The organism is Bacillus cereus group sp. BfR-BA-01331 (assembly GCF_022663915.1).
Taxonomy (GTDB): Bacteria; Bacillota; Bacilli; order Bacillales; family Bacillaceae_G; genus Bacillus_A; species Bacillus_A mycoides.
Map to the genome: position 1 here is coordinate 72,013 of NZ_JAKUGJ010000005.1, position 23,438 is coordinate 95,450.

Below are 23,438 nucleotides of genomic sequence, written 5' to 3' on the forward strand. Positions count from 1 at the left end.
AGAAAATGGAACCAACATTATTAGAAAAGAAAATAGTAAAAAGCGTATCAGTTAAAAAAGAATCTAAATTTGTACCCATTCTATTCATTACGATAACAATTTTATTTTTATCTCTCTTTCTATTACTGCCGCTCGTGACAATTTTTATGAAAGCATTCGAACGAGGAATTGATGTATATATTGCCGCTGTAACAGATCAAGAAGCATTTTTGGCAATCAGGTTAACACTTCTCGTTGCATTAATTGTTGTACCGCTGAATACGATATTCGGAATAGCAGCAGCTTGGCTTATTACGAAGTTTCAGTTTAAAGGAAAGCAAGTATTATTATCTCTTGTTGAACTGCCGTTTGCTGTATCACCAGTTATCGCAGGATTAGTATTCGTTTTACTTTTTACACCTCGTGCAGCCTTTGGCGGATGGTTAATGGAACACGGGATAAAGCTCATCTTCTCTGTCCCTGGCATTATCATTGCGACGATCTTTGTTACGTTTCCGTTCGTTGCGCGTGAATTAATCCCGGTTATGCAGGCGCAAGGGAAAAGTGAAGAAGAAGCAGCTCTATCACTTGGCGCAAGCGGCTGGAAAATGTTTTGGCGCGTCACATTGCCAAATATAAAATGGGGTCTATTATACGGCATGATTTTATGTAACGCCCGGGCCATTGGTGAATTCGGAGCAGTTTCCGTTGTGTCTGGTCACGTGCGCGGCATGACAAATACAATGCCGCTTCATATTGAAATTTTGTACAATGAATATCAATTTTCAGCAGCGTTCGCTGTGGCGACTTTAATGTCACTCATCGCAGTTTTTACGCTCGTTATAAAAAACTGGATTGAATGGAGAATGGAAAAACGACAATAAGGAGTGAGTGCGATGAGTATTCAAATTCAAAATGTATCAAAACAATATGGTACATTTCAAGCGCTGACAGACATTCATTTGGATATTCCAAAAGGAGAACTTGTTGCCTTATTAGGCCCATCAGGTTCTGGGAAAACGACGTTATTACGAATTATTGCAGGACTAGAAGAAGCGGATGGAGGTTCGATTTCATTTGATGGAGAAGATTTAACTGATATTCACGTGAAAAACAGGCAAGTCGGTTTCGTCTTCCAGCACTATGCACTTTTTAAACATATGAATGTATTTGAAAATGTCGCTTTCGGTTTAAAAGTAAGAAAGAAAAACTTACGACCTTCAGCTGAAGTAATAAAAGAAAAAGTAACAGAACTATTGAAACTAGTAAAAATGGATGGTTTTGCAAAACGATATCCAGCGCAATTATCTGGCGGACAACGCCAACGTATCGCACTAGCCCGGGCACTTGCAGTCGAACCGAAAATTTTATTGCTAGATGAACCGTTTGGTGCACTTGATGCAAAAGTGCGGAAAGAATTGCGAAGATGGCTCCGGAAACTACATGACGAATTTCAAATTACGAGCGTATTCGTAACGCATGACCAAGAAGAAGCGTTAGACGTTGCGGACCGCATCGTTGTAATGAATGAAGGACGCATTGAACAAATGGGAACGCCGGAAGAAGTATATGAAAAACCAGCAAGTCCGTTCGTATATGACTTTTTAGGAAACGTGAATTTATTTCACGGCCGCGTTCATAAAGGTAAACTAAATGTAGGATCGGTGGAATTAGAAGCACCAGAGCATAAGCACGTTTCAAACGTAGACGGAGTGGGATACGTAAGACCACATCACTTATCAATCGATCGTACGAAACAAAGTATAGATGCCATCCCGGCGAAAGTAACATACTCTCACGCAGTTGGCCCTGTCGTATATGTAGAATTGAAGCGCGACGGAACAGATGAGTATCTAGAAGCAGAAATTAGTAAAGAACAGTTTAGACAGCTAGGCATTCAAACAGGTGAGTTTGTATACGTACATCCGAGAGAAGTGAAAGTGTTTATTCCAGAGGATTTTGTTATTTAATAATAAGGTGCGGTCCCTATATGAATATGTATAGGGGCTGCATTTTTTTGTTTTTGGGATAAGGATTTTCAGGGAAAAATTGATGCTACTGATCGGTATATTAAGGGGAATAGGTAATGAAGGAAAGTTATTTTATGGGTTTAATTTCTTGTATTTCCATTATTCATTCATCGCAAATAAGATAGATAGTACACCTTGTTTGATGTTTATTCGTATAAGAAAATATTTTAATTCATTTGCACTAACATTTTAAACGCGACATTACAAAATGGAAGAAGTAAATCTTGCACATATGATAGTTTTAGAAACCGTATAAGTGTTAAAGTTGTAGAGAATGGAAAAGAAATAAAGTCTGTAACAGCAACATTCAGTGATGGGAAGCAGCTTGGATCGATTGTAAAGGTATAAATAAAAAGAAGGTTTCCAGGAGTGATAGGAATTAGATTATTATTGATTCATTGGAGGTTTGTTAGTTGTGGGAAAACTAGTATTTAATCAGCGGATGGATTTTTCATGTGTAGAAGGGGAAATTCTCTGCATTACAACGGGAAATAAACAAGATATTATAATTTTAGTATTGGATAAAAAGGTTACAGAAACTTATTATTATAAAATTATACACTCGTTGAAATCTGGCGTTTTGAAACAATATACTATAGAAAATAATCAATATTTTAACTTCATTCAACCTTTAGGAGAAAATTGGATTTTGGTTAAAAGTTTCGTTGAGAAAAAGGAAGATACAACGGCTACAATTTTTGATAAAAAAGGAAACATCGTTGCTTCATATTACTTAGGAAATGGAATAAAGTATTTTCAAGTTGATGAAGAAGAACATTTATTGGTTGGGTATAGTGAAGAAGGTATATTTACTTCTGTAGAGGAATTGTTTATTTCAGATGAAGAGTTTGATTCGATAGATTGGGAAAATATATATGATATTAATAAATTTGAAAAGAGCGGATTAGCTATTTTCTCTAAGAATGGCGATTTAATTACTAATGAATTTAATAATTCAATAAAGCAATCTATTTGTGATTGTACAGCGATACATATACAGAAGACAGGTGATATTTTAATGTCTTACTATAACGAGCAAGGAACGTATACATTCACACAGATTAATAAAGAACGATGCGAACAAGTTATTCTGTATGAAACAACATTGAATCATACATCACTATATTTAAAAGTAAAAAATTATATTATTTTTGGTGTAGATAACAATCAAATACATACATATTCACTTGTAAATAAAAAATTAGAAACGCTGTTAACAGTAGATAGCGATGGAAATCCTATTCAATTTGAGTATATTTTTTCAAGGGATCAAACAATATATGCTGTTAAAGGGAAACGAATATTTTGTTGGCTATAAAAACATAAGGATAAACGCTATACTATCATTATAATTCTAACGTGAAAAAAGGTCAGACACTTTCATTACCAATAAGAGATTAGCAAAACTTATGCATTTATAAGTTTTGCAAGTATAGTTTAAATTAGTTATTTACTAACTAAGCTGATATGTGTAGGAGGTATAAACAATGGAATGTTTCCATATAGGCGAGCAGGATGATAATTTCATCAAGGTTGTTATAACTGACTTTGCAAATGAAGGAGATAGTTATTTTGGTGGAGCTTATTTCAAAGGAGAATGTGAACTAGGCTGTTCTGGTTTTAAAGTGAAAACGACATCATTTTATTTTGACAATAATGATATATATCACTTTTACAAAGACCTTCAAAAAATATATACCTTGGGATCTGGAACAGTACATTTTAAATCAGAATCAAATGAGTTATCTTTAACTTGTCACTTGGATATTGATACATCTTTCAAAATTTCAGTTAGTTTTAAAGAGCTTGAAGGAGATAGCACGCTAAGTTGTTATATATATGAATTCCATGAATATATACTTAGTATTAAAAGTCAGCTTTCTTCATTTTTAAATACTTTTAAATTTAATGGAAATGAGTCTTGAAGGTTTTTCTGCCGCACCAATCTGGGAGTGGGATTAGGAGAATGAAAGGGTAGTATTTAAAATAACAATTGAGAGCGAGCGTCAAACTTATTAAAAGTATAGAAGTTTGACGCTTATTTTTTATGTTTAGAATCAATGAGAGGATTTTCATCTATATGAAAGATATTGTATGTAAAGAGGTAGTAAGTTTTAAGGATATTGTTGAAGCTTATCAATTTAAAAAAATGAGTTTGGATTATAAACAAAATGTAATGTTACTAGTACAAGACAATCAGAATCGATCTTGTATTATTTATTTGGATAAAAATAATGTGAATATAAGTAAATTCAATTTAAACGTAGATATCGATGTTGAATCTGTGCGATGTATGCAACGAATCGGAGAGAAATGGTTACTTATATTTAATTATGAAGATGATAATGCGGTTATTTATAATTCGGACGGAAGTGAACATTGTAAGTTTTATGCCGGCGAAGGGATTCAAGATTGTCAGGTTGATGTGAATGAAGATATATGGGTTAGTTATTGTGATGAAGGGGTTTTCGGAGAGTGCCCAATTGGAGTAAACGGGATAGTTGCTTTTGACTCTACAGGTCACTTGATTTTTAATAATTATGATCAATATGTAGAAAGGTTTAATGTACCTCCTATAGATGATTGTTATGCAATGAACGTTATAGATGGAGACGTTTGGCTCTATTATTATTCAGAATTTCCTTTAGTTCAAATGAAAGATAAAAAAATTCATATGTCATGGAATGAAATAAATTTAATTAGGGAAATATGGTCGGAAAGTTTTGCGGTTGCTCAAGATAAAGTAGTATTCATTACTCAAGATAAAAAGTTGGTTGTTTATGATTTAAACAATAATCATGTGTATGATAGTAATCCTTGTAATGAACTAGGTGAGACAATTCAATTTGTTACTTATTATAGCCGCGGATCTGTTATGTATTTTCAGACGGATGATACGCTGTATTATGTTGAGTTACTTAATACATGAGGGGATAAATGTGAGCGAACGTTTAAAGAGAATTGCAATGTTAAGAGAAAGGGTTGTCTTTATACGCAGGGTTTTATCTTTGGTATTCTACAGGTAAATATAATTATAAACAGCAAAATAGGCCAGCCTATAACAAGGAATATGTGAATAAAGCTGCTAGAAAAGCAGGTTAAAATTAGGTCTCAAAGCATTTGTGGGCGTTAGATTAATAGAAAATGCTTATGTTTTGGATAGGCAGTATACAAAGGAAATAAACAAACATATAAAAACTAGCGTTAAAATAATAAAAAATCCAGAAAGTGATCTTGGTGAATTTGATGATGAATTTTAATAGTGTAGATAATTTATTTTCGATACTTTTAAAGTATCCAGTACGTATAATTTTAATATGTATTGGAATCGGCTGGATTTTTAAATGTATCAAACAAGGTTTCTTATTTTCAGCTGCACTTATGTTAACGATACTTACACTACTTTGTATTGTTACATTTACAGACATATTAGCGTCTGTTTTAAATGGTATTCCTCTTGCTATACAATATAGTGGTGTAGTATTTTTGGTAATACTATCATGTATTATATTTGACTATGAATCTTCTCGTCAGTAAACTACTCACCACTTACCGTTCTTGCAGACTGTTTTTCTATGTAGGTGTGTTGGTATAGCCAGTGGGATTTTATAAAAAGTAGTTCTTATAATTAAGTGAAAATAATGAAAAATATAGCGAAATCAGCGGTCAAAGGAGCGCTATTCACTGGTAGTAAAGCTGTTGGAGGGATAGGATGGATTCCGGACGCGGCGGTTTTTGTAGATGGATATTATAAGGTGTATAAAAAAGGATATACGGATTATAGACCGAAAAAAACTAATTCTAAGAAAAGGTGGTTTTAATATATCAGTTACAAAAAAATGTCCGATTTAATGCAAGAGGATCATAAATAGCAGGTTACTATAAAGAAAACCTGTAAAAATAACTTTGTGCTGTAGCAGATAAAGCAGCTTATTACGGTCCGTTTGGAATGCTTAATATTTACGTTATTGGCACATAACAAGATATAATAGAAGAAATCAATAAGGAGGCTAGCAGTGAAAAATTTTCGTTATCTCAATATATTCACTATTTTAATTGTATACACACTACTCATGTTTTACATCGGCTGGAACGGATGGGTTTGGCTCAGTACGGTGTTCGGCTGGGAATCTTGGGGATATTACGCTTTCATAGTCGGATTTATTTCATATGCGTACATTCTCGTACAAGTGTTTAAATTCCTTCCTTTCCTGCGAACGGTCGGTTCAATTTGGTTTGCGGTTATACAATACGCGCTTATGTTATTGCCGTTAGCCGATATTGCCGTCTTATTATTACAGTTTTCAGTGGAGAAAGAGACGGCAATTATTTGGACAGGAACGGTCGTTTTACTCGTATTCATCTTTATCTTTGCATATGGAGTATTCAACGCATATAGTCCAGTAGTAAGAAAGTACGAAGTGCACATACCGAAAAAAGTAGAGGGACGTAAAAGTTTACGCATTGCGATGGCCTCTGATATGCATTTCGGTAAACTGTCTGGAGTTGCTCATTTAAAGAGACTCGTTCGTCATGTAAATGAAATGAAACCAGATATTATTTTACTGCCTGGTGATATTATCGACGATCATCCGGGTGTATTCATTCAAAAAAATATGGGGCCAATCATGAAACAGATGAAAGCTCCATTAGGCGTATATGGTGTGTTAGGAAACCATGAATATTACGGCCGAGCTGTTCCTGAGTTTTTACAAGAGATGGATAAGATTGATATTCGTATTCTTTTAGATGAAGTCATTACAATTGAAGATGATTTTTATCTCGTTGGAAGAAGAGATAAAACAGAGCGTGATCGTCAAAGCTTTGAAAATCTAATGAGTACGGTAGATAAATCGCTTCCTGTTATTGCAATGGATCACCAGCCATTTGAATTAAAACAAGCAGCGGACGCCGGCGTTGATTTATTATTATCCGGTCACACGCACCGCGGACAAATGGCGCCGAACCATATTGTGACGAGAAGAATGTACGAACTAGACTGGGGATACGCACAAAAAGGTGCATTACACGCAATTGTTTCTTCTGGGTTTGGATTCTGGGGACCACCGCTTAGACTGGGAAGTAGATCCGAGATTGTGCAGGTTGAAGTTACATTTGAATAGGATTGTGAAATAGAGAGCTGAGTGCTCTCTATTTTTAAAAATGAAAAAAGGCTCCATATAAGGAGCGCTCAATAAAAACAAATGAATTAAAACAAATAGAAGACTCTGCTCGAAAAGGGGGATTTTAAGTGATCATATCAGATGTCATATACGGTGAGTTTAAAGTAGATAAAGTGTTAGAAGAATTAATTTTAAGTAAACCTGTACAAAGGCTGAAAGGGGTTCATCAAGCCGGAGCAAGTTACTTAATGAATGAGAAATGGAATGTAACACGTTTTGATCATTCAGTTGGTGCTATGTTGTTAATTAAAAAGCTTGGTGGTTCAGTAGAAGAACAGATTGCTGGTTTACTGCATGACGTATCGCATACTGCTTTTTCTCATGTGATTGATTATGTTTTTGATAACGAAAATGAAAGTTATCATGAAGAAATATTTAGTGCTGTCGTGAAAAACTCGGAAATCCCGGCGATTCTTTCAAAACATGGTTATAACTATGAAGATATTTTGTTAGATGATTCGAAGTGGACATTACTTGAAAAATCTGCGCCAGAATTATGTGCAGACCGAGTGGATTACACATTACGGGATATGTTTACATATGGATATATTTCTTTAGAAGAAGTTCATAGTTTTTTAGAGGACTTAATCGAAGTAGATGGGAAAATGGTTCTTCAAAATATTGAAATTGCAGAATGGTTTACGAAGACGTATTACAAAGAAGTAATTGATTTCTTTATGAAACCAATGAATATTTATGGAAACGATATGTTAGCTAAGACGTTAAAATTAGCTCTTCATAAAAAGATAATCCATCCAGATGATTTTCTTCTTGAAGATCATGAGCTTATTACGAAATTGCGGCTATGTAAAGATCAAGAAGTAGATGCTTTATTAAGAAAAGTTCATCCAAGTATAGAAGTAAAAGAAGATAGAAATGAGTATGATCTACATCAGAAAAATAAAGTGCGTCTTATTGATCCTCCATTACTTCGTGAAGGTGAAGTTGTTCGATCGTCTGTTGTATCGGAAAAAATAAGACAGATGAGCGATATCGCTTATGAAAAGGCGATAAGAGGGATGTATGTGAAAGTGATTTCTAATTAGTTTATTTGTAATAGGAAAAGGTGTCATCAATTATGATGACACCTTTTCGCTTTAAAGGGTTGTTCGTATGGAAATGTGTTACATTTTTACGAGACTATAATATTTTACCAGAGAAATACCTTTTATAGTAAAAAAAATTTTTTATAAAGTTTTCCATCAAAAATAATTTGTGAAAAAAGTACTAATTTTTAATGTGACAAAAATAATATATTTTTCAATAATCGCTTTAGAATCTTTCGTTCTTTATATATGGATTGTTATATTTTTTAAGGTAATTTAAAGATTTTTGTCGTTTTTTGTTGTAATTTTCATATTATGATAAAGAAAATGTTCGGAATCATCCATTATAACAGAAAAATTTTTAAAAAACAGAATTGAATCATATTGCTTATTTTAATATAATTTATTTGTTAATTAATAACATATTTAGGTTATAATTCTTTATTGCGGTGAGAATTCTTTTTAGCATAGGAGGATTTACAGAATGGTTAAAACGGCAAAACCTGAAATGATGAGTGAATTAAAAGAAACAGTTTACAAATTCTTTCCGAAAAATATTGTGAAAGAAGAGGGATTGTACGAGGAGTCCAAAGAGCATAAAAAGTTTGTATCCTTAAAAGAGAGTTTTATAAAAAACGAAAGCTCTCAAAAGGAAATTTTGTCTTTAATCGAGTCAACATTTTGTGATTATCACGTGTCAGACTATACAGATTTAAACCTATATAATTGTCTAGAATATAATGTGTTACTAAACGGAAAAGAACCGATGTTAAATGATGATATTGATTGGATAAGAAAATCAAGAGGCGAGCGCCTTGATTTAGGGGTTTTTGTTAGCTTACTTGATAAATATTATTATTACTACGTATTAAAAACAACATATGATGAAGAGTTAAGAGAGTGGGCTTTTGAAATCATTGATATAGAAATGGATACCATTTGTAAATTTGAAAAACTAATGAATACAAAAGGATTTGTAAGAGTAGAACGAGAGGTTGCTAGAACTACAATTCCTGATATAGAAACGGAATGTTTACGTATGGGGGAAGTTAACGTATTCCACGCTTTATTCACGGATTCTGTTAGTGAAATATAGGTTTTAAATTATTAAAAAGGTTGTGTAGAAAATAGCTGCTATTTTCTACGCAACCTTTTTATTTTCACTAATCAAACCAATTCCAAACCTCAATATCTCCAAGAGTCGCATAACGTACGTGCGGGGAGTTTTGTAATTTTAATAATTCTTTCGACGGCCCAGTAATGACAATGCCGTATACTTTTACGCCGTTATCTTTTACATATTTATAACGTTTATCTAAGTTCAGCTGACCCTCAGGTAGCATAGCAACTTTACTTACAGTTTTTTCATGCGCAGAAAGAATACGCATCATTTCAATAACTTTAGCCTCTTGTGTTTTCAGATTTTCTGTTTCATCATCAAGGAATCCTATATGTTCTGGAAATCCTATAAATTCGTCCCCAGATAGGATGAAATCTTCTTCGTTTATTCTTTCTTGTCCCGTATCTAAGGCGTACCATACAGGAGTTGGAGGGAGTTCTTGTGCTTCGAATACGCCATATAAAAGTGGTTCTAATTCCTGTAAAGTGTAAGGTTTGTCAAAAGATATTGCTACTTCTGCAACGGTTCCCTCATGTACCTTTGCAAGTGTATCCCAAACCTTTTTAGATGCTTCTTTCAAATAATCACCTTGTTTTATTTTTGGATGAACAAAGTGGATGTTCGGTTGATAGTGCATGTTCACCCAAGATTTATGTGTGATATTTAAAGAAGATAAGAAGCTGTTCGTTTCTATTGTACCGAGTGGCATTTCTTTTTTACCAATCGTTTTGACTAAATCAAATTGGCTGTTTGTTCGAAAGAAAGCTTCTACACTTGTTCCGCCCCCCATGACGCGGCTATTTGGGATAGTTGCTTCAAGCGCAAGAGAAGGAACATCTCTTATTTCTTTTAGCCTTTTATCATTATCAGCTTGAAAGTAAAAGGCAGATAATACCCCGCCAATCATATATATAACGATACAAATTGCTAGTATAAAACCAACTGTTTGTAATCGATGTTTCCACTTAATCCTCCAAAAAGGAACTTTAAGATCTTTTGGCGGTAACCTTTTCTTAACGGGTTCGGTCTTCGCAAGCAACTCATCCAAATGCACTTCACACTCTTTGCATGTCTCAATATGACTTTCTAACTTTTCTTGTTCGTCATGTGTGAGCGTTCCTTTTTCGTATTTCGTCCACAGTTTTTTAAACTCTGCACAACCCATCTGTATCACTCCTTTATGCTTTTCGTTTCTTTTCTTCCTCGGTGTAACTCAATTTTTACTTTCGCTAGTGTGAGACCAGTCATTTCTGCTATTTCCTTATACGAGAATCCGTAGTAATCTCGTAGTAGCAGGACATTTCGTCTTTCAAGGGGAAGGGAAGATAAGCTGTCTAACCAACTCGCAATCTCATGTTTTACGAAATAAGAGTGCTCTGTACTTGGCACATTTGGTAAATGGAATTCTTCAATTTGCGTTGTTTTATACTTCTTTTCTTTTCGGTACCAATCGATAAAGGCGTTGTAGGCGATTGTAAATAACCACGGCCTAATTTCTTCTCCTTTATAATAGTCAATATGGACGAGCATCCGGTAAAATGTTTCTTGCATGAGATCTTCAGCACTATGAGAATCTCCGGTTAGGGAGAGAAGATAGCGAAATAAATCTTGCATATGCTCTGAGTAAATTTCTTCTAATGATTGTTTGCGTTTCACTACATTTCCCTCCCTTCATATATAACAACGAAATACATATAAAAAAGTTACATTTTTTTATGGAATTATAGTAAAAAACGTCAAGAATTGGATAGGATTCTCTTTTATCATAATACATATAAGGCGGGTGAACAGAGATGGAAAGCTATGAAACACAAATTCAAAGGTCAATTGATTATATTGAGGAAGATGTAATGGAAAAACAAACGCTGCGTAATTTAGCACGTGTTGCAGGTTTTTCTGAGTCGCATTTTCATCGTGTATTCCAGGCGTTAGTAGGCGATACAGTAATGGAGTATGTTCGAAAGAGGAGGTTAGCCCGGGCAGCTTATCAACTTTCTCATACGGATGAAAAAGTTATTGATATCGCATTTGAGCATGGCTTTCAATCTCACGAAACGTTCACGAGAGCCTTTAAAAAATTATTTCAAATGACACCAAGTGAATATCGAAAACAAGAAATTGAAACACCAATGTATTATAGAGTGAATGTAAAACAAAGAAAATTAAATCCATATTTAGGGGGCATACAAATGGAATATCGTATTGTAAATAAACCAGAATTTTTAATGGCGGGTTATGAGCTGAAGACGACAAGTAAAGAAGGAAAAAACCATCAAGATATCCCAGTATTTTGGCAAGAATATTTACAAAAAGATCTTGGAACGACGATTCCGAATCGTAAAGATACGAGCCAATGGGTAGAACTTGGATTATGTACTGATTTTAATTTAGAAACAGGGGACTTCACTTATATTATCGGAATGGAAGTTACAGACTTTGAAAATGTACCAAATGCAGTTGCAAAGCGTACATTCCCTGCGGCGACATATGCAGTATTTACAACGCCAAAAGTTCCTCATGAAGAAATGGTATCGTCTATTCACCAAACGTGGAATGCAGTATTCTCAGAATGGTTTCCGCATTCAGGATATGAACATTGCGGAGTTACAGAGTTTGAACAATACGATGAGCGTTGCCATGCAGATAAAAGTGAGTTCGCTCAAGTTGAGCTTTGGATACCAGTGAAGAAGAAATAATAGGAGGAAAAGCGAGCCAGAGAGGTTCGCTTTTTTATCCGTAATACGGGGGGGAATATTGAATTGTTTTTTGTAAGGAGTATGAAACACAGATCCTCTTATAATATAGATTGCTACATTTGACGATTTTTGTCGACAAATCGATATATCTTGAAAATCGCTGATATATTTCGAGTTACGGTCGATATATTTGAAAAATCGCTGATATATTTTGAGTTGCGCCGATATAATTTCATTTACCGTGGAACTCCCCCAGAAAAGAAAAAAAGGCGCCATATAGCGCCTTTTCTACGAACTAAACGGAAACACAAGTATAATCGTCGTTCCTTTTCCAAGTTCACTATCAATGAAAATCGTTCCGTTATGGGCATGAACGAGCTGTTTTGTAATGGCGAGACCAAGTCCAGTTCCGATGTTGCTTTCTTCTGTATTCGTTCCTCTGTAATATCGCTCGAATAGAAGTTCTTTCGTTTTATCATCCATGCCTTTTCCATTATCTGAAATAGATAGTGTAAATGAATTTGCATTTTGCGAAAGTTTTACGATTACGTTTGTCGTTTCATTATTATGTTTTACAGCGTTTGCGAGTAGGTTTTCGATAATACGTTGGAACCATTTTTCTTCAATAAAATATTGGATTTTGCTTGAACTTGGCACGAATTCAATGTTTTGATTTTGTAGTGTCGGGTTATTAATAAATTGTAATAGTACTTTTCGGACGAACTGATTAATTTCAACATTTACGTGTTGCGCAGGAAGCGTATCATTTTTTAATTGATATGTTAAGCTTAAGTCGTCAATTAATGTAGTCATATATTGAGATTTTTCTTTCATTACATGGCCAAATTTTTCAATGTCTTGATCCGTCCAATTATATTGCTTCGATTCTAGTAATAATGCATAGCCGTATATAGAGCTAAGCGGTGTTTTTAGATCATGCGTCAGGCCGGTAATCCACTCTTCACGTGTTTGTTGCAGTACTTTTCTCATTGCATCGTTCTTTTTCAAAGTAATAGAAAGGTGCTCTAGTGAGTTTGTAACGTCTTTGAATATACGGAACGACCATTTTTCTTTACCGGAGCGCCGAAACCGAACTGGTTTGCCTTTTTTACTAACAGGTTCTTCATATTTTCCTCCGGCTATGTTTTTAAGCCAGCGCATCGTGTGTAATAAAGGCTTTCCAAACTTATTTCCATACCAAATTGAAAGAATGACTAAATAAACAAACACAATAAGGAGGATTAAGCTGCATCCGATTAGAAGTTTCTTGGTAAATATATCATCTAATTCATCATCTGGATAATAATGAACGTTTGGGGCGGATACAACGACGAGATGACCGCTATTTGAATCGTAAAAACTAGATGTATTTTCTTTATAATTCCACGGTTCTTTTTCATTAAGAGCCGTTTTTATAGCCGAAAATGTTTTTTTCTTCCCAGTTGGATAGGAAAAAACTTCTTCGCCATTGTTATTAAATATTTGCAGTGTTGCTTTTTCTTTAGAAAGTAATTGTTTTTCTTGTTCAGTTAATGCAAATTCATTTAATGACAAAGAAGGGTGTCCTTGTTGTATCGTTTTTAGTAATGCATTACTTTTTAGTTTGGCACCGTAAATAACGATCACTGGTTTCTTTTCTAATTTAATTTCCCAATAGTTAAATTTATAAATATTGTTGTTACTATTCTGTAAATACGTAAGTAAGGATGTCTTTGTGTAAGAGGTCGGAACATCGTTAGGCGTATTAAAGTTGTAAAGGACCTTTCCATCTTCATCTACAATTTGAAGCCAATCACTCTTTTCTGTTATTAAATCTTTTACCTCAGATTTTAAAGTAATGTTATTGTCTTCAGAAGAAATATATTCGGAGATTGTAAAGGTATCATAATCAGAAATATTAGGTTCATATAAAGTACTATTAAGAAGAAAAATTAAATAAGAAAAAGAAGCAATTACTGCGATAAGTAACGTAACTAAGACAAAAACGTGTTGTAAAATAAACTGGATTATAAGTCGTTTATTAAAATTCATATCTTTAACCTACTTTGTAATGAACTTATAGCCAAGTCCACGAACTGTTTTTATGTATTCTGGTTTACTTGGATCTTGTTCAATTTTTTCACGTAGTTTTCGAATGTGAACCATAACAGTATTATCATCTCCATTATAGGCAGGTGCTCCCCAAACTTTTTCATATAATTCTTCCTTCGAAAATACGTAGTTCGGATTCTCACAAAAGAATAGTAGTAGTTGAAAGAGTTGAGCGGAACATTCGACAACATTTCCATCTACTGTTAGTTCCGCAGAATGTTGGTCAATTTCAAATCTCCCAAAAGAAAAGGAGTATATTCTTTGTTCTTGTATGTTTTGTTTCATATGTCTTCGGAGTTGAGCTTTCATACGAGCGACTACTTCTAGTGGATTAAATGGTTTCGTAATGTAATCATCCGCACCGTATGAAAATCCGGAAATTTTATCTACATCAGATGTTTTTGCTGTTAGGAAGAAGATAGGGCAATCCGTTTTTTGGCGAATGATTGGACAAATGTCAAAACCGGATTGTCCAGGAAGCATTACATCTAAAATAATTAAATCGTAATTGTTTTGCTCGGTGAGAGATAAGGCTATTTCCGCAGATGTTGCAGTTGTAATATGAGAAAAACCTTCTTTTTCAAGAATGGTAGTTAGTAATTGTAAAATTGCTGTTTCATCATCAATGAGTAGAATATTTGCGTGATACATATGAATCCCTCCTAATTTCCTCGAATATCATATCATCTTTTTGTAACTTATGGAATTTTTAAGGAAATTTTAAGGTTTTCTTTCACAAAAAATTAAGATTCAAATGATATGATAAAAGTAACATGGGGAGGAGATGAATGTGAATCCGTTTCAAACGATGCGAGCTAGATATTTTTTAATTGTATTTGCACTATTAATTTTAATAGCACGAAGCAGTAATGAATTGCTAGAAAGTACATTTCATATACAAAATTCATCTTTTATAAATATGCTTATATTTTATATCCTTCCAATAATATGGATTTTTTACGGATATAGAAAGCATCGTGTTTCATTTTCATTATTTATTAATAGAAACGAAACATTTAACCTAGTGCAAGTTTTGTACATCGCGATTATGCTTTGTATGTTTAGTTACGGCTATCTTATTTTATATATGTACAGCTTTGCATGGATTACACCAGATTTTATTATGAATGCCTTGCATGAACCGATTATAGATAGTACCGGGGGATATGTATTTCAATTTATTAGGGTTGTATTTATCGCGCCTATTGTCGGAGAATTTGTTTTTCGAGGATTTTTACTACAGCGTTTTGCAGCGAAATGGGGTACTAGTATAGCAATGGTCGTTGTAGCACTTTTATTTGCTTGCTTACATGTTGATTTCCTTGGTGCAGTTGTGTTTAGCGTCGTACTATCAATCGTATATATTCGTACGAAAAGCTTGCTCATGCCAATTGCTATTCATATGTTAAACAATGCCCTTGTGCTTAGTTCTTCTTTTTTAGTAAGTAGAGAAAAGATAATGAGTTTTGCCGATTTTTCGCACTATACGACGTTCTTTCCAGGACTTATTATTTTTATAACGGGATTAAACTTAGTACTCATCTTTTTATTTGTTAACCGCAAATATTGGAATAAAGAAATGCCGGCTATATATGTAGAGCAGGAAAAGAGTTTTTCAGATGTAGTGGGCGGTAAGTAAGATGAAGAAAACGTTTGAAAAAATATTGAAAGACATTATAGAGTCTACGTCTCTTACAGATATGTGTGATAAAAGCGTTTGTCATTGGTTACAACCTGTAGTAGATACAATTGCGTTTCCAGAGTATTACTTATTTTCTAGTACTCATTTAAAAGAAAATATTATTTCTCTTCTTATTGTGTTAGGGGTTTTACTAATATTTGGTCTAATTGTAGAAGAAATGATGAAGCGCATCTTCAAAAAAAATGAAGAGAAGTATATGTGGGTTCATAAAGTATTCGAGAAAGTAATGGTGGCTTTCCTTTTGTTTTATGGCATGAAAACAATCATTTACTTTATAGCTTTGAAACATCATTAATTCGAAATTTGAAAGGGATGTATAAAATTATATGAATGAAACAATATCATCAAATAAGTTTTTTTATTTGATTGTGCTTAGTATAGTGCTGATAACGACAGTCAATGTTATTCTTCGCTGGGAGGAAGCGTATTTCTTTATGTATTTAGCGCTCCATTTATTAGGGGTTCTATGCATAACGGGCGGAGTAGTTGCTGAGAAAAAGCATGAAGAAAGTATTAATTATATGTGTGTGATGGGTCTTATTTTACTTTTAACTGTACAAGGTATTATGAAATATAGTTCATTTTCTTTGCAAGATTTTAGTTTGTTAATAGATGTACTTCCTTAAGAAGGATTTTAAGGACTATGAATATATACGATATGTAAAAGGCACTTGTTTGTAAGTACATTTCTTATACTAGATTATGAGCCGGTGAAACTCTTCTTGTAATAGAAGAGTTTTTTTATGTAAATTGAACGAGCTAGAACAATTATCACGATTAGCTTGTTCTAATTTTGAAAGTACGAACTTACAATAATAATAGACAGGCAGCATAGAGGAGGGAATAGCGTGAGGAAAGTTATTGGGTGGTCGCTTTTTTTGTACGTTGGGTTTGCGTTACTTATATATTGGTATTTATTTGGATGGAATCATGAACTCATTCCGGACATGTATAAAGGAACGAGTGCAGATCCAGAAACTTTTATGAATGCGAGGGAGCTTACGCTAAGTCAAGATTATTCGCGTGTGAAAAATTTACTGTTCTTTTTAGCGACGCCTCTTGAATGGATTATTTTATTATTTGTACTCGTGCTCGGTATTTCAAAAAAGTTTGAGAAATGGTCGAAGGAAACGACCAAAATAAATGTCTTACAAGTTGCGATTTATTTCTTTTATTTATCACTACTAACAACAGTTCTTGCATTACCGATGCAGTGGATCGGGCGTAAAGTGTCCGTTGATTACGGCATTTCCACGCAAAGTACACAAAGCTGGATAAAAGATCATGTTATCGATTTTTGGGTGAATTATGCGACTATGTTACTCATTGTTACAGTTCTTTTATGGCTTATCCGTAAATTCCCGAAGAGATGGTGGTTAGCAGGATGGGCGCTCTCTGTACCATTTACAATCTTTTTAACGTTCGTGCAACCTGTTATTATTGATCCACTTTACAATGATTTCTCGACGCTAAAAAATAAAGAATTAGAAACGAAAATTTTGACAATGGCAGATAAAGCTGATATTCCAGCTAAGCACGTATATGAAGTAAATATGTCGGAAAAAACGAATTCGTTAAATGCGTACGTAACGGGAATTGGCCTTAACTCTCGCATTGTAATGTGGGATACGACGCTTAAGCAATTAAAAGATAAAGAGATTTTATTTATAATGGCTCATGAAATGGGACATTACGTAATGAAACATATATATTGGGGCGTTGCGAGCTATGTGTTGCTATCGTTTATAGGTATGTATTTAATTAGTCGTATTATAAATATGTGTATTCGAAAATGGGGAGATACACTGCAAATTCCAAAATTAGCATGTTTCTCAATTTTACCTTTATTTTTCTTAATTTCCTCTTTATTATCTTTTGCAGCACAACCAGCAACAAACTACGTTTCTCGTATAGAGGAACGGGCGGCAGATCAATACGCTCTAGACATGACGAAAGATGGAAAATCAGGTGTGAAAACTTTTCAATATTTATCAAAAACAAGTTTAAGCCAAGTGAATCCGCCTGCGTTAGTGAAGTTTTTCTTATATACACATCCACCAATTTTCGAAAGAATTCATACGTTTGAACAATATGAAAAACAGAAAAAAGAAAGAAAGAAGTAGCGATTATGCTACTTCTTTCTTTCTATAAAAATATAAGTTTGAGAATGGGAATATTTATCATTGCTTTTTATTGTGATTTTGTAAATAATAAGCTATAAAATTCTAAAAATCTATATATAAAGGAATAAAGGTGAAATATGTATTTTTTACAAAATTTAAAAGTGAAACATAAATTACTCTCGCTTATCTCATTAGCAGTTTTGGGCATGGTAATTATGAGTTGTGTAGCAGTTAATTCAATTAATCAGATTAAGTATGATACGGAAATTGTCGTAGATGATTATCAAAATTCAGCAATTTTATTAGAAGGGATGCTTCGTACACAAAATTCACTAGAATATAACTTACTAGAATTAATTACAGTGTCACAAAATGAGGGGACAAATAAAGAGGGGATTATTGGTAATGTTGAAAAGGATCTAAAGAAATATGATTCTTTATTAAAAGAATATGATGATGGCGTTAATTTAAGTAAGCAAGAGGATGAACTGTTTCAGAAGATGAAGAAATCTTTGCCAAGTTATATGGATACATATAAAAAGTTGTTTGAAAAAGCGAAGGTGACAAACGAACCCCAGCTGGTAAACGAATTTCATAAGGAATTAAAACCAAAGGGAGTAGAGTTAGCTAGTTATGCGGTAGATCTAGAAGCATATGTTTCAAACTTAGCTGATCAAGTATTTAAAGATTCTCAAAAAATGATAGATCAGTCCGTTATTACTTTTATCATTCTTGCAGTAGTTACTACAATCGTTATATGTATAGTAAGTTATATTATTAGCAAGCTTATAGTTGCTCCTTTACAAACGGTTAGTCGTATGATGGAAAGAGCAAAAGAAGGGGATCTAACTGTATATGGTGATTATAATGCTAAAGATGAATTGGGCTTATTAGTAAGTGATTTTAACGAGATGATTGCAGGGCTAAGAGCAAATATGCAAGAAGTAGATAATAATATTCAGCTTTTATTCCAACATGCAGACGGAGTAGTATCTGCATCGGAAGTATCTAGTGGTGCAGCGAAGAAAATCACTATAGATATTGAAGAAGTTGCAAATGGTGCAGAGAGTCAAATGCAAGCAATGGAGCAAACTGCGGGTGCGATGGAAGAGTTGACACAAGGAATGCAGAGTATAGTGAATACATCATCCTCTGTGAATGAATTGTCTGCTCAATCAGCATTAGATGCAGAGAGTGGTAACAAATTAATGAAACAAATGATTCAACAGATGGATACAATCCAAAATTCAGTACATAGCGGTGTCAAACAAGTTGAGACTATGAAGGAACAATCAGAAGAGATTGTTAAAATCATTGATGTTATGCAAGGTATTACCTCTCAGATTAACTTATTAGCATTAAATGCCGCAATTGAGGCTGCACGTGCTGGAGAAAGTGGTAGAGGATTTGCAATTGTGGCAGATGAAGTAAGAAAATTAGCAGAACAATCTAGTGATTCTGCAAAACAAATTGAGAAACTTATTATTCAAGTTATGGGAACAACGAACCATACGGTAGACATGATGGGGAAAGTAGATAATGAGGTACAGGCAGGTACACAAGTAGTGATGAATACAGAAAAAGTATTTGGAAAAATCACTGAAAAAGTGCAGCAAGTATCTAATCAAATTCAAACTGTATCTATGTCTACAGATGAAATTGCAGCGAGTAGTGAGGAGATTTCTGCTTCTGCAGAAGACATGGCTCAAATTTCCCAAAGATCATCTGATCGAACTGATAGGGTAAAAGAGTCTATTCATCAGCAAGAAAAATCAGTTCAAGAAATCTCAGTTTCAATTGAGCATCTGCATAGCGTAGCAGGAGGATTAAAGCAGATTGTTTCACAATTTACTCTTCAAAAATAGTATATTTAAGTTTGTATATAGTGAAATTCCTCTGAATAAATAGCAAAGAAATCATCCTTTATAAGAAATAAAGGATGATTTTTTTATTATGAAAATTTGGTGTGAATTCTACTCTTTACATTCTATTTTTTTACAGTTTTTCAATTGTGATATATAATGATATGTAATGTTTTTAGAATTTTTAGTTTATAAAGAGATGATTGTAGGGGGAGGAGAAAATTGTTTCATTCAAAATCAATGCCGGCTATAAAAATGATCCTTTCGATGTCTATTTTCGGATCGATTGGATTTTTTTCTGTCCAAACGGGTTTACCATCTTTTGAATTAGTATTTATTCGTTGTATTTGTGCGACTTTATTTTTAACGCTATGTTGGTTTGCGACAGGACAATATAAAAATGAGAAATGGAATAAAAAAGAAATTGTGCAAATATTAGCATGTGGCGTATTTCTCGTTTTTAACTGGGTGTTTTTATTTAAAGCGTTTGAACTCATGTCGATTACAATTGCGATTTCAGTGTATCATCTCGCTCCAATTATCGTATTAATGATCGGTAGTATCGTATTTAAAGAGAGACTTACAGTATTTGCTGTTATGTCCATTGTTATTTGTTTTATCGGCACAGTGCTAGTAGCTGGAGTGGACGGTAGTATGTCGCTTGAGAAATTAATGTCATCTGGAATGGTATGGGCACTTCTTGCGGCTTTATTTTATGCTTTTACCACGTTACTAGGAAAGGGGATTCAGCATACGAGCGCATATGCGATGACCTTTTTACAAACGTTTTTAGGCATATTTTTATTGCTACCATTCGTAGATTTCGGGAAATTTCAAGGATTAACAGAGATGAACTGGATGATGATCACAGCGACAGGTCTTATACATACTGGGTTTGTATATTACTTGTTTTTTGACAGTTTAAGAGATTTACCGACGAGACTTATTTCTGTATTAGTGTTTTTAGATCCTGCTGTTGCAATTTTGTTAGATACGATCTTTACCGGTTTTAGACCGACTAGTATGCAAATTGTAGGGATTATTCTTATATTTGTAGGAATGGCATTTACTTTTCGAAAAACGAAGGATGAAAAAGTGGTGGTAAAAGAAAATACGTATTATGAAGTGTGAAAAATTACCTCCTATCGCATTTAGAATTTTCTTATTTTTTGTGCAATATAAAAGTGGGAAAATAAAGGAAGAGGCGGATGAGAGAGATGAAAAAGTTATTAAAGATAGCGACATCATTAACTTTAATAGGGGGGATATTTGTTAGCTGTAATATTGTTTCAGCAAATACAGATGGAATTCAACAATCTCCACCTCCACCTGATATTATGCTAGAATTTGATGATTTAGCAAATGATCATTGGGCCTATAATGAAATTATGAATTTAGTATATCACCGTATTATGTATGGATATGGAAACGGTAAGTTTGGGGTAGAAGATAATATAACACGTGAACAAGCAGCAGCAGTACTACATCGCGCACTCAATTTAAAAAGAAGTCCATTTGAAGAGAATCCATATGGAGATATTAGTGGGAAATCAACAATGTTCCCTTACGAAATTTTACATTTAACAAGCCTTGGTATTTTTAAAGGAGACGAAAATGGGAATTTCCGTCCGAAAGCAACATTGACTCGTGCAGAATTAGCACAAATTTTAACGAAAGCATATACGTTAAAAGCAAAGCATCCGCATACATTTACAGATATACTAGAAAACTATTGGGCAAGAGATGCAATTAGTGCATTGCAGTCTAATAAAGTCGTGGTAGGAACCGGAGATGGTAAGTTCGAGCCTGAAATGCTCGTTACACGTGGGCAATTCGCTAAGTTTTTACAACAAGCAATTTATAATTCACCAGGGAAATGGGAATAAATAAGAGTATAAAAAAAGTACAAGTAGATTATACTTGTACTTTTTTGTCTGAAAGGTGAAGTTTTTAGAAATAAAGGTTTTCTAAGTGAAAGAAAAACATACATTTACTGACATACCAGAAAACGATAGGGCTAAAGATACGATAAGCACCTTACAATCTAATAAAGCTATAGTTGGAACTGGTAATGGTTTATCCCGCTATTTGTGGGCAGTAAAACTCCCACCTCAAAATTTAGATGGAGCAAAGAAGTTAGGTGGAAGCCCTGCTGCCCGTAAACGCCCGATTGGTGAGAGCTAATAATCAATGGGGGATGAACAAAACCCCCACTGATTAAAGTTTCACTTTATTTGAACCAGAAAAACTTGTAACCCGTGAACAGTATGCGAAGTTCTTAAATAATGCAATTCATAGATTCTACGCAAACGATTAATCTATGAAGATCGAAAAAAGCGCAAATATGATATTTGCGCTTTTTTTGTCTATAAAGTGAAATTTTTATAAGTGAAGGACTTGATTAGTAGATAGTAGAATATTGTATATATAACATCTTTGCAAAAGCTTTTGTTTATCCTTTTTGAAAATCAAACAGAGAAACTAGAGCGCAAAGATAAGAATATTTCTTCAAATGATTTGCATGCAATTCAGAATACCAATTGGAATTGAGAGCGAATTGGCTCTCCTAGTAATCTTCAAAATAATAGATGTTAAAAATGCAATATATTACATAGGGCTTGCAAATACAGCATATGTAATATGGGGAAAGAATTTAGTCTATTATGTTCCACTTTTAATAAAGTGGAAATGAAGGAGCGAGGACTATGAAGAAAAAAATGTTCCGTATAATGGCGGCAGCGACTATTATGGGTGGATTATTGGTAAGTGCAAATGTTCCTAACATAAAAGCAGAAGAATATCCTGAAATGATTGTATTTGACGATGTCCCAGTAAACCATTGGGCATATGATTATATTCTAGATGCGGCATATAATAAAATTATGCTAGGTTATGGAAATGGAAAGTTTGGTGTAGGTGATAACGTAACACGTGAACAAGTGGCGGCAGTACTGTATCGCGCACTTAATATAAAACATGAAGGCCCATTAAAAAATCCTTATAAGGATATTTCTGAAAGATCAACAATGTTTCCAGATGAAATTTTAGCATTAACAGAGCGCGGTATTTTTAAAGGTGATGAGAAGGGGAACTTTAGACCTAGGGAAACAATTACACGTGCAGAAGTAGCGCAAGTTCTTACACAGACATATTCCTTTGAAGTGAAGCAACAGCATACATTTAAAGATGTACCGAATAATTACTGGGCGAAAAATGCAATTAGTGCCTTGCAATCTAATAATGTCATAGTAGGAACAGGAAATGGAAAGTTTGAACCGCATAAAATTGTAACACGTGAGCAATATGCAACATTTTTATATAAAGCTATTATTAATTTTAATTTGAAAGATGAATAACATGAAACGGAAGTTTTTAAAAATATAGTACAAGAAAAATAAAATTATATTAATATATCATATTTCTTTAAAAAAAGCGCGGAAATTACGCGCTTTTTTCTTATTTTAAATTGTTTATCTGTATATTTATTCTGCTGTTCATAGTTCCGTGGTTAGTATTTATGGAAAAAATAGGTTAATTATAGTTACTTTTTATTGAAAAAAAGTACGATTTAGTAACTTTATTGTTAATTAAGTATAAAGATAAGTA

At 33.7% G+C, this 23,438-nt stretch carries 24 protein-coding genes and 2 pseudogenes; 22 read left to right on the top strand and 4 right to left on the bottom strand.

Translation table 11 applies throughout. From position 1 onward, the window contains the following. Positions 1-5 precede the first annotated feature (5 nt). The 11 genes and pseudogenes from cysW to MR155_RS11235 all read left to right on the top strand — a co-directional run bounded on the left by cysW (position 6) and on the right by MR155_RS11235 (position 9,334). Positions 6-863 (top strand): sulfate ABC transporter permease subunit CysW, encoded by an 858-nt coding sequence (gene cysW, locus MR155_RS11190; RefSeq protein ID WP_242309798.1) that lies wholly within the window; start codon positions 6-8, stop codon positions 861-863. Positions 864-875: 12 nt separating this feature from the next. Then, entirely contained in the window at positions 876-1,949 is a 1,074-nt protein-coding gene (locus MR155_RS11195; RefSeq protein WP_002125843.1) for a sulfate/molybdate ABC transporter ATP-binding protein, read from the top strand. Between the two features lie 246 nt (positions 1,950-2,195). Further along, a pseudogene (locus tag MR155_RS32230) lies at positions 2,196-2,336 on the top strand (Wall associated protein); the annotation flags it as partial. A gap of 88 nt (positions 2,337-2,424) precedes the next feature. Further along, a complete protein-coding gene (locus MR155_RS11200; RefSeq protein ID WP_242309801.1) occupies positions 2,425-3,327 on the top strand; it encodes a hypothetical protein in 903 nt (300 codons plus the stop codon). A 169-nt stretch (positions 3,328-3,496) separates the two neighbouring features. Further along, entirely contained in the window at positions 3,497-3,934 is a 438-nt protein-coding gene (locus MR155_RS11205) for a WapI family immunity protein (protein ID WP_088038821.1), read from the top strand. Positions 3,935-4,089: 155 nt separating this feature from the next. Beyond that, entirely contained in the window at positions 4,090-4,938 is an 849-nt protein-coding gene (locus MR155_RS11210; protein ID WP_242310039.1) for a hypothetical protein, read from the top strand. A gap of 317 nt (positions 4,939-5,255) precedes the next feature. After that, positions 5,256-5,546 carry a hypothetical protein gene (locus MR155_RS11215; protein ID WP_215587437.1) on the top strand — a complete coding sequence of 97 codons (291 nt, stop codon included), beginning with the start codon at positions 5,256-5,258 and terminating at the stop codon, positions 5,544-5,546. A 104-nt stretch (positions 5,547-5,650) separates the two neighbouring features. Next, positions 5,651-5,830, top strand: a complete 180-nt coding sequence (locus tag MR155_RS11220; protein ID WP_235702226.1) for a hypothetical protein — start codon at positions 5,651-5,653, stop codon at positions 5,828-5,830. A 195-nt stretch (positions 5,831-6,025) separates the two neighbouring features. Next, positions 6,026-7,132, top strand: a complete 1,107-nt coding sequence (locus MR155_RS11225; protein WP_242309804.1) for a metallophosphoesterase — start codon at positions 6,026-6,028, stop codon at positions 7,130-7,132. A gap of 128 nt (positions 7,133-7,260) precedes the next feature. Further along, on the top strand, positions 7,261-8,238 hold the full coding sequence (locus tag MR155_RS11230; RefSeq protein ID WP_242309808.1) for an HD domain-containing protein: 978 nt from the start codon (positions 7,261-7,263) through the stop codon (positions 8,236-8,238). A gap of 484 nt (positions 8,239-8,722) precedes the next feature. Continuing rightward, the gene (locus MR155_RS11235) at positions 8,723-9,334 is read left to right on the top strand and encodes a hypothetical protein (protein WP_219301585.1); all 612 of its coding nucleotides are present in this window, start codon (positions 8,723-8,725) and stop codon (positions 9,332-9,334) included. Between the two features lie 67 nt (positions 9,335-9,401). Here MR155_RS11235 and MR155_RS11240 read toward each other — a convergent pair whose 3' ends face one another. Continuing rightward, on the bottom strand, positions 9,402-10,523 hold the full coding sequence (locus MR155_RS11240) for an anti-sigma factor (protein WP_242309811.1): 1,122 nt from the start codon (positions 10,521-10,523) through the stop codon (positions 9,402-9,404). A 5-nt stretch (positions 10,524-10,528) separates the two neighbouring features. Continuing rightward, positions 10,529-11,014 carry an RNA polymerase sigma factor gene (locus MR155_RS11245; RefSeq protein ID WP_242309814.1) on the bottom strand — a complete coding sequence of 162 codons (486 nt, stop codon included), beginning with the start codon at positions 11,012-11,014 and terminating at the stop codon, positions 10,529-10,531. A gap of 137 nt (positions 11,015-11,151) precedes the next feature. Here MR155_RS11245 and MR155_RS11250 point away from each other — a divergent pair, with 137 nt between their 5' ends. Beyond that, positions 11,152-12,054 carry an AraC family transcriptional regulator gene (locus tag MR155_RS11250; RefSeq protein WP_219301589.1) on the top strand — a complete coding sequence of 301 codons (903 nt, stop codon included), beginning with the start codon at positions 11,152-11,154 and terminating at the stop codon, positions 12,052-12,054. Between the two features lie 288 nt (positions 12,055-12,342). On the opposite strand, the gene MR155_RS11255 is transcribed toward MR155_RS11250, so the two are convergent. Together MR155_RS11255 and MR155_RS11260 are read right to left on the bottom strand one after the other, a co-directional pair. Beyond that, a complete protein-coding gene (locus MR155_RS11255; RefSeq protein WP_242309815.1) occupies positions 12,343-14,085 on the bottom strand; it encodes an ATP-binding response regulator in 1,743 nt (580 codons plus the stop codon). Positions 14,086-14,094: 9 nt separating this feature from the next. Beyond that, positions 14,095-14,796 (bottom strand): response regulator transcription factor, encoded by a 702-nt coding sequence (locus MR155_RS11260; protein WP_002064182.1) that lies wholly within the window; start codon positions 14,794-14,796, stop codon positions 14,095-14,097. Between the two features lie 139 nt (positions 14,797-14,935). On the opposite strand from MR155_RS11260, the gene MR155_RS11265 reads away from it, so the two are divergent. From MR155_RS11265 to MR155_RS11305, 10 genes and pseudogenes are all read left to right on the top strand, one after another. Further along, positions 14,936-15,784, top strand: coding sequence for a CPBP family intramembrane glutamic endopeptidase (locus tag MR155_RS11265; RefSeq protein ID WP_242309816.1), 849 nt, complete (start codon positions 14,936-14,938; stop codon positions 15,782-15,784). Between the two features lies 1 nt (position 15,785). Continuing rightward, positions 15,786-16,142, top strand: coding sequence for a hypothetical protein (locus MR155_RS11270; protein ID WP_113937636.1), 357 nt, complete (start codon positions 15,786-15,788; stop codon positions 16,140-16,142). A 31-nt stretch (positions 16,143-16,173) separates the two neighbouring features. Then, the gene (locus MR155_RS11275) at positions 16,174-16,473 is read left to right on the top strand and encodes a hypothetical protein (protein ID WP_242309817.1); all 300 of its coding nucleotides are present in this window, start codon (positions 16,174-16,176) and stop codon (positions 16,471-16,473) included. 222 nt (positions 16,474-16,695) lie between these two features. Then, positions 16,696-17,970, top strand: a complete 1,275-nt coding sequence (locus MR155_RS11280; protein WP_113937638.1) for a M48 family metallopeptidase — start codon at positions 16,696-16,698, stop codon at positions 17,968-17,970. Positions 17,971-18,107: 137 nt separating this feature from the next. Then, positions 18,108-18,887 (top strand): annotated as a pseudogene (locus MR155_RS32435) (MCP four helix bundle domain-containing protein); the annotation flags it as partial. A 156-nt stretch (positions 18,888-19,043) separates the two neighbouring features. Continuing rightward, positions 19,044-19,835 carry a methyl-accepting chemotaxis protein gene (locus MR155_RS32440; RefSeq protein WP_407707571.1) on the top strand — a complete coding sequence of 264 codons (792 nt, stop codon included), beginning with the start codon at positions 19,044-19,046 and terminating at the stop codon, positions 19,833-19,835. Between the two features lie 219 nt (positions 19,836-20,054). Continuing rightward, on the top strand, positions 20,055-20,963 hold the full coding sequence (locus MR155_RS11290; RefSeq protein ID WP_219301603.1) for a DMT family transporter: 909 nt from the start codon (positions 20,055-20,057) through the stop codon (positions 20,961-20,963). A 77-nt stretch (positions 20,964-21,040) separates the two neighbouring features. Beyond that, positions 21,041-21,718: an S-layer homology domain-containing protein gene (locus tag MR155_RS11295; RefSeq protein ID WP_219301605.1), complete on the top strand. Its 678-nt coding sequence runs from the start codon at positions 21,041-21,043 to the stop codon at positions 21,716-21,718. Between the two features lie 85 nt (positions 21,719-21,803). After that, positions 21,804-22,016 (top strand): S-layer homology domain-containing protein, encoded by a 213-nt coding sequence (locus tag MR155_RS32235; protein ID WP_219301607.1) that lies wholly within the window; start codon positions 21,804-21,806, stop codon positions 22,014-22,016. A 521-nt stretch (positions 22,017-22,537) separates the two neighbouring features. Continuing rightward, positions 22,538-23,188, top strand: a complete 651-nt coding sequence (locus MR155_RS11305) for an S-layer homology domain-containing protein (RefSeq protein ID WP_242309818.1) — start codon at positions 22,538-22,540, stop codon at positions 23,186-23,188. The last annotated feature ends 250 nt before the right edge of the window (positions 23,189-23,438 follow it).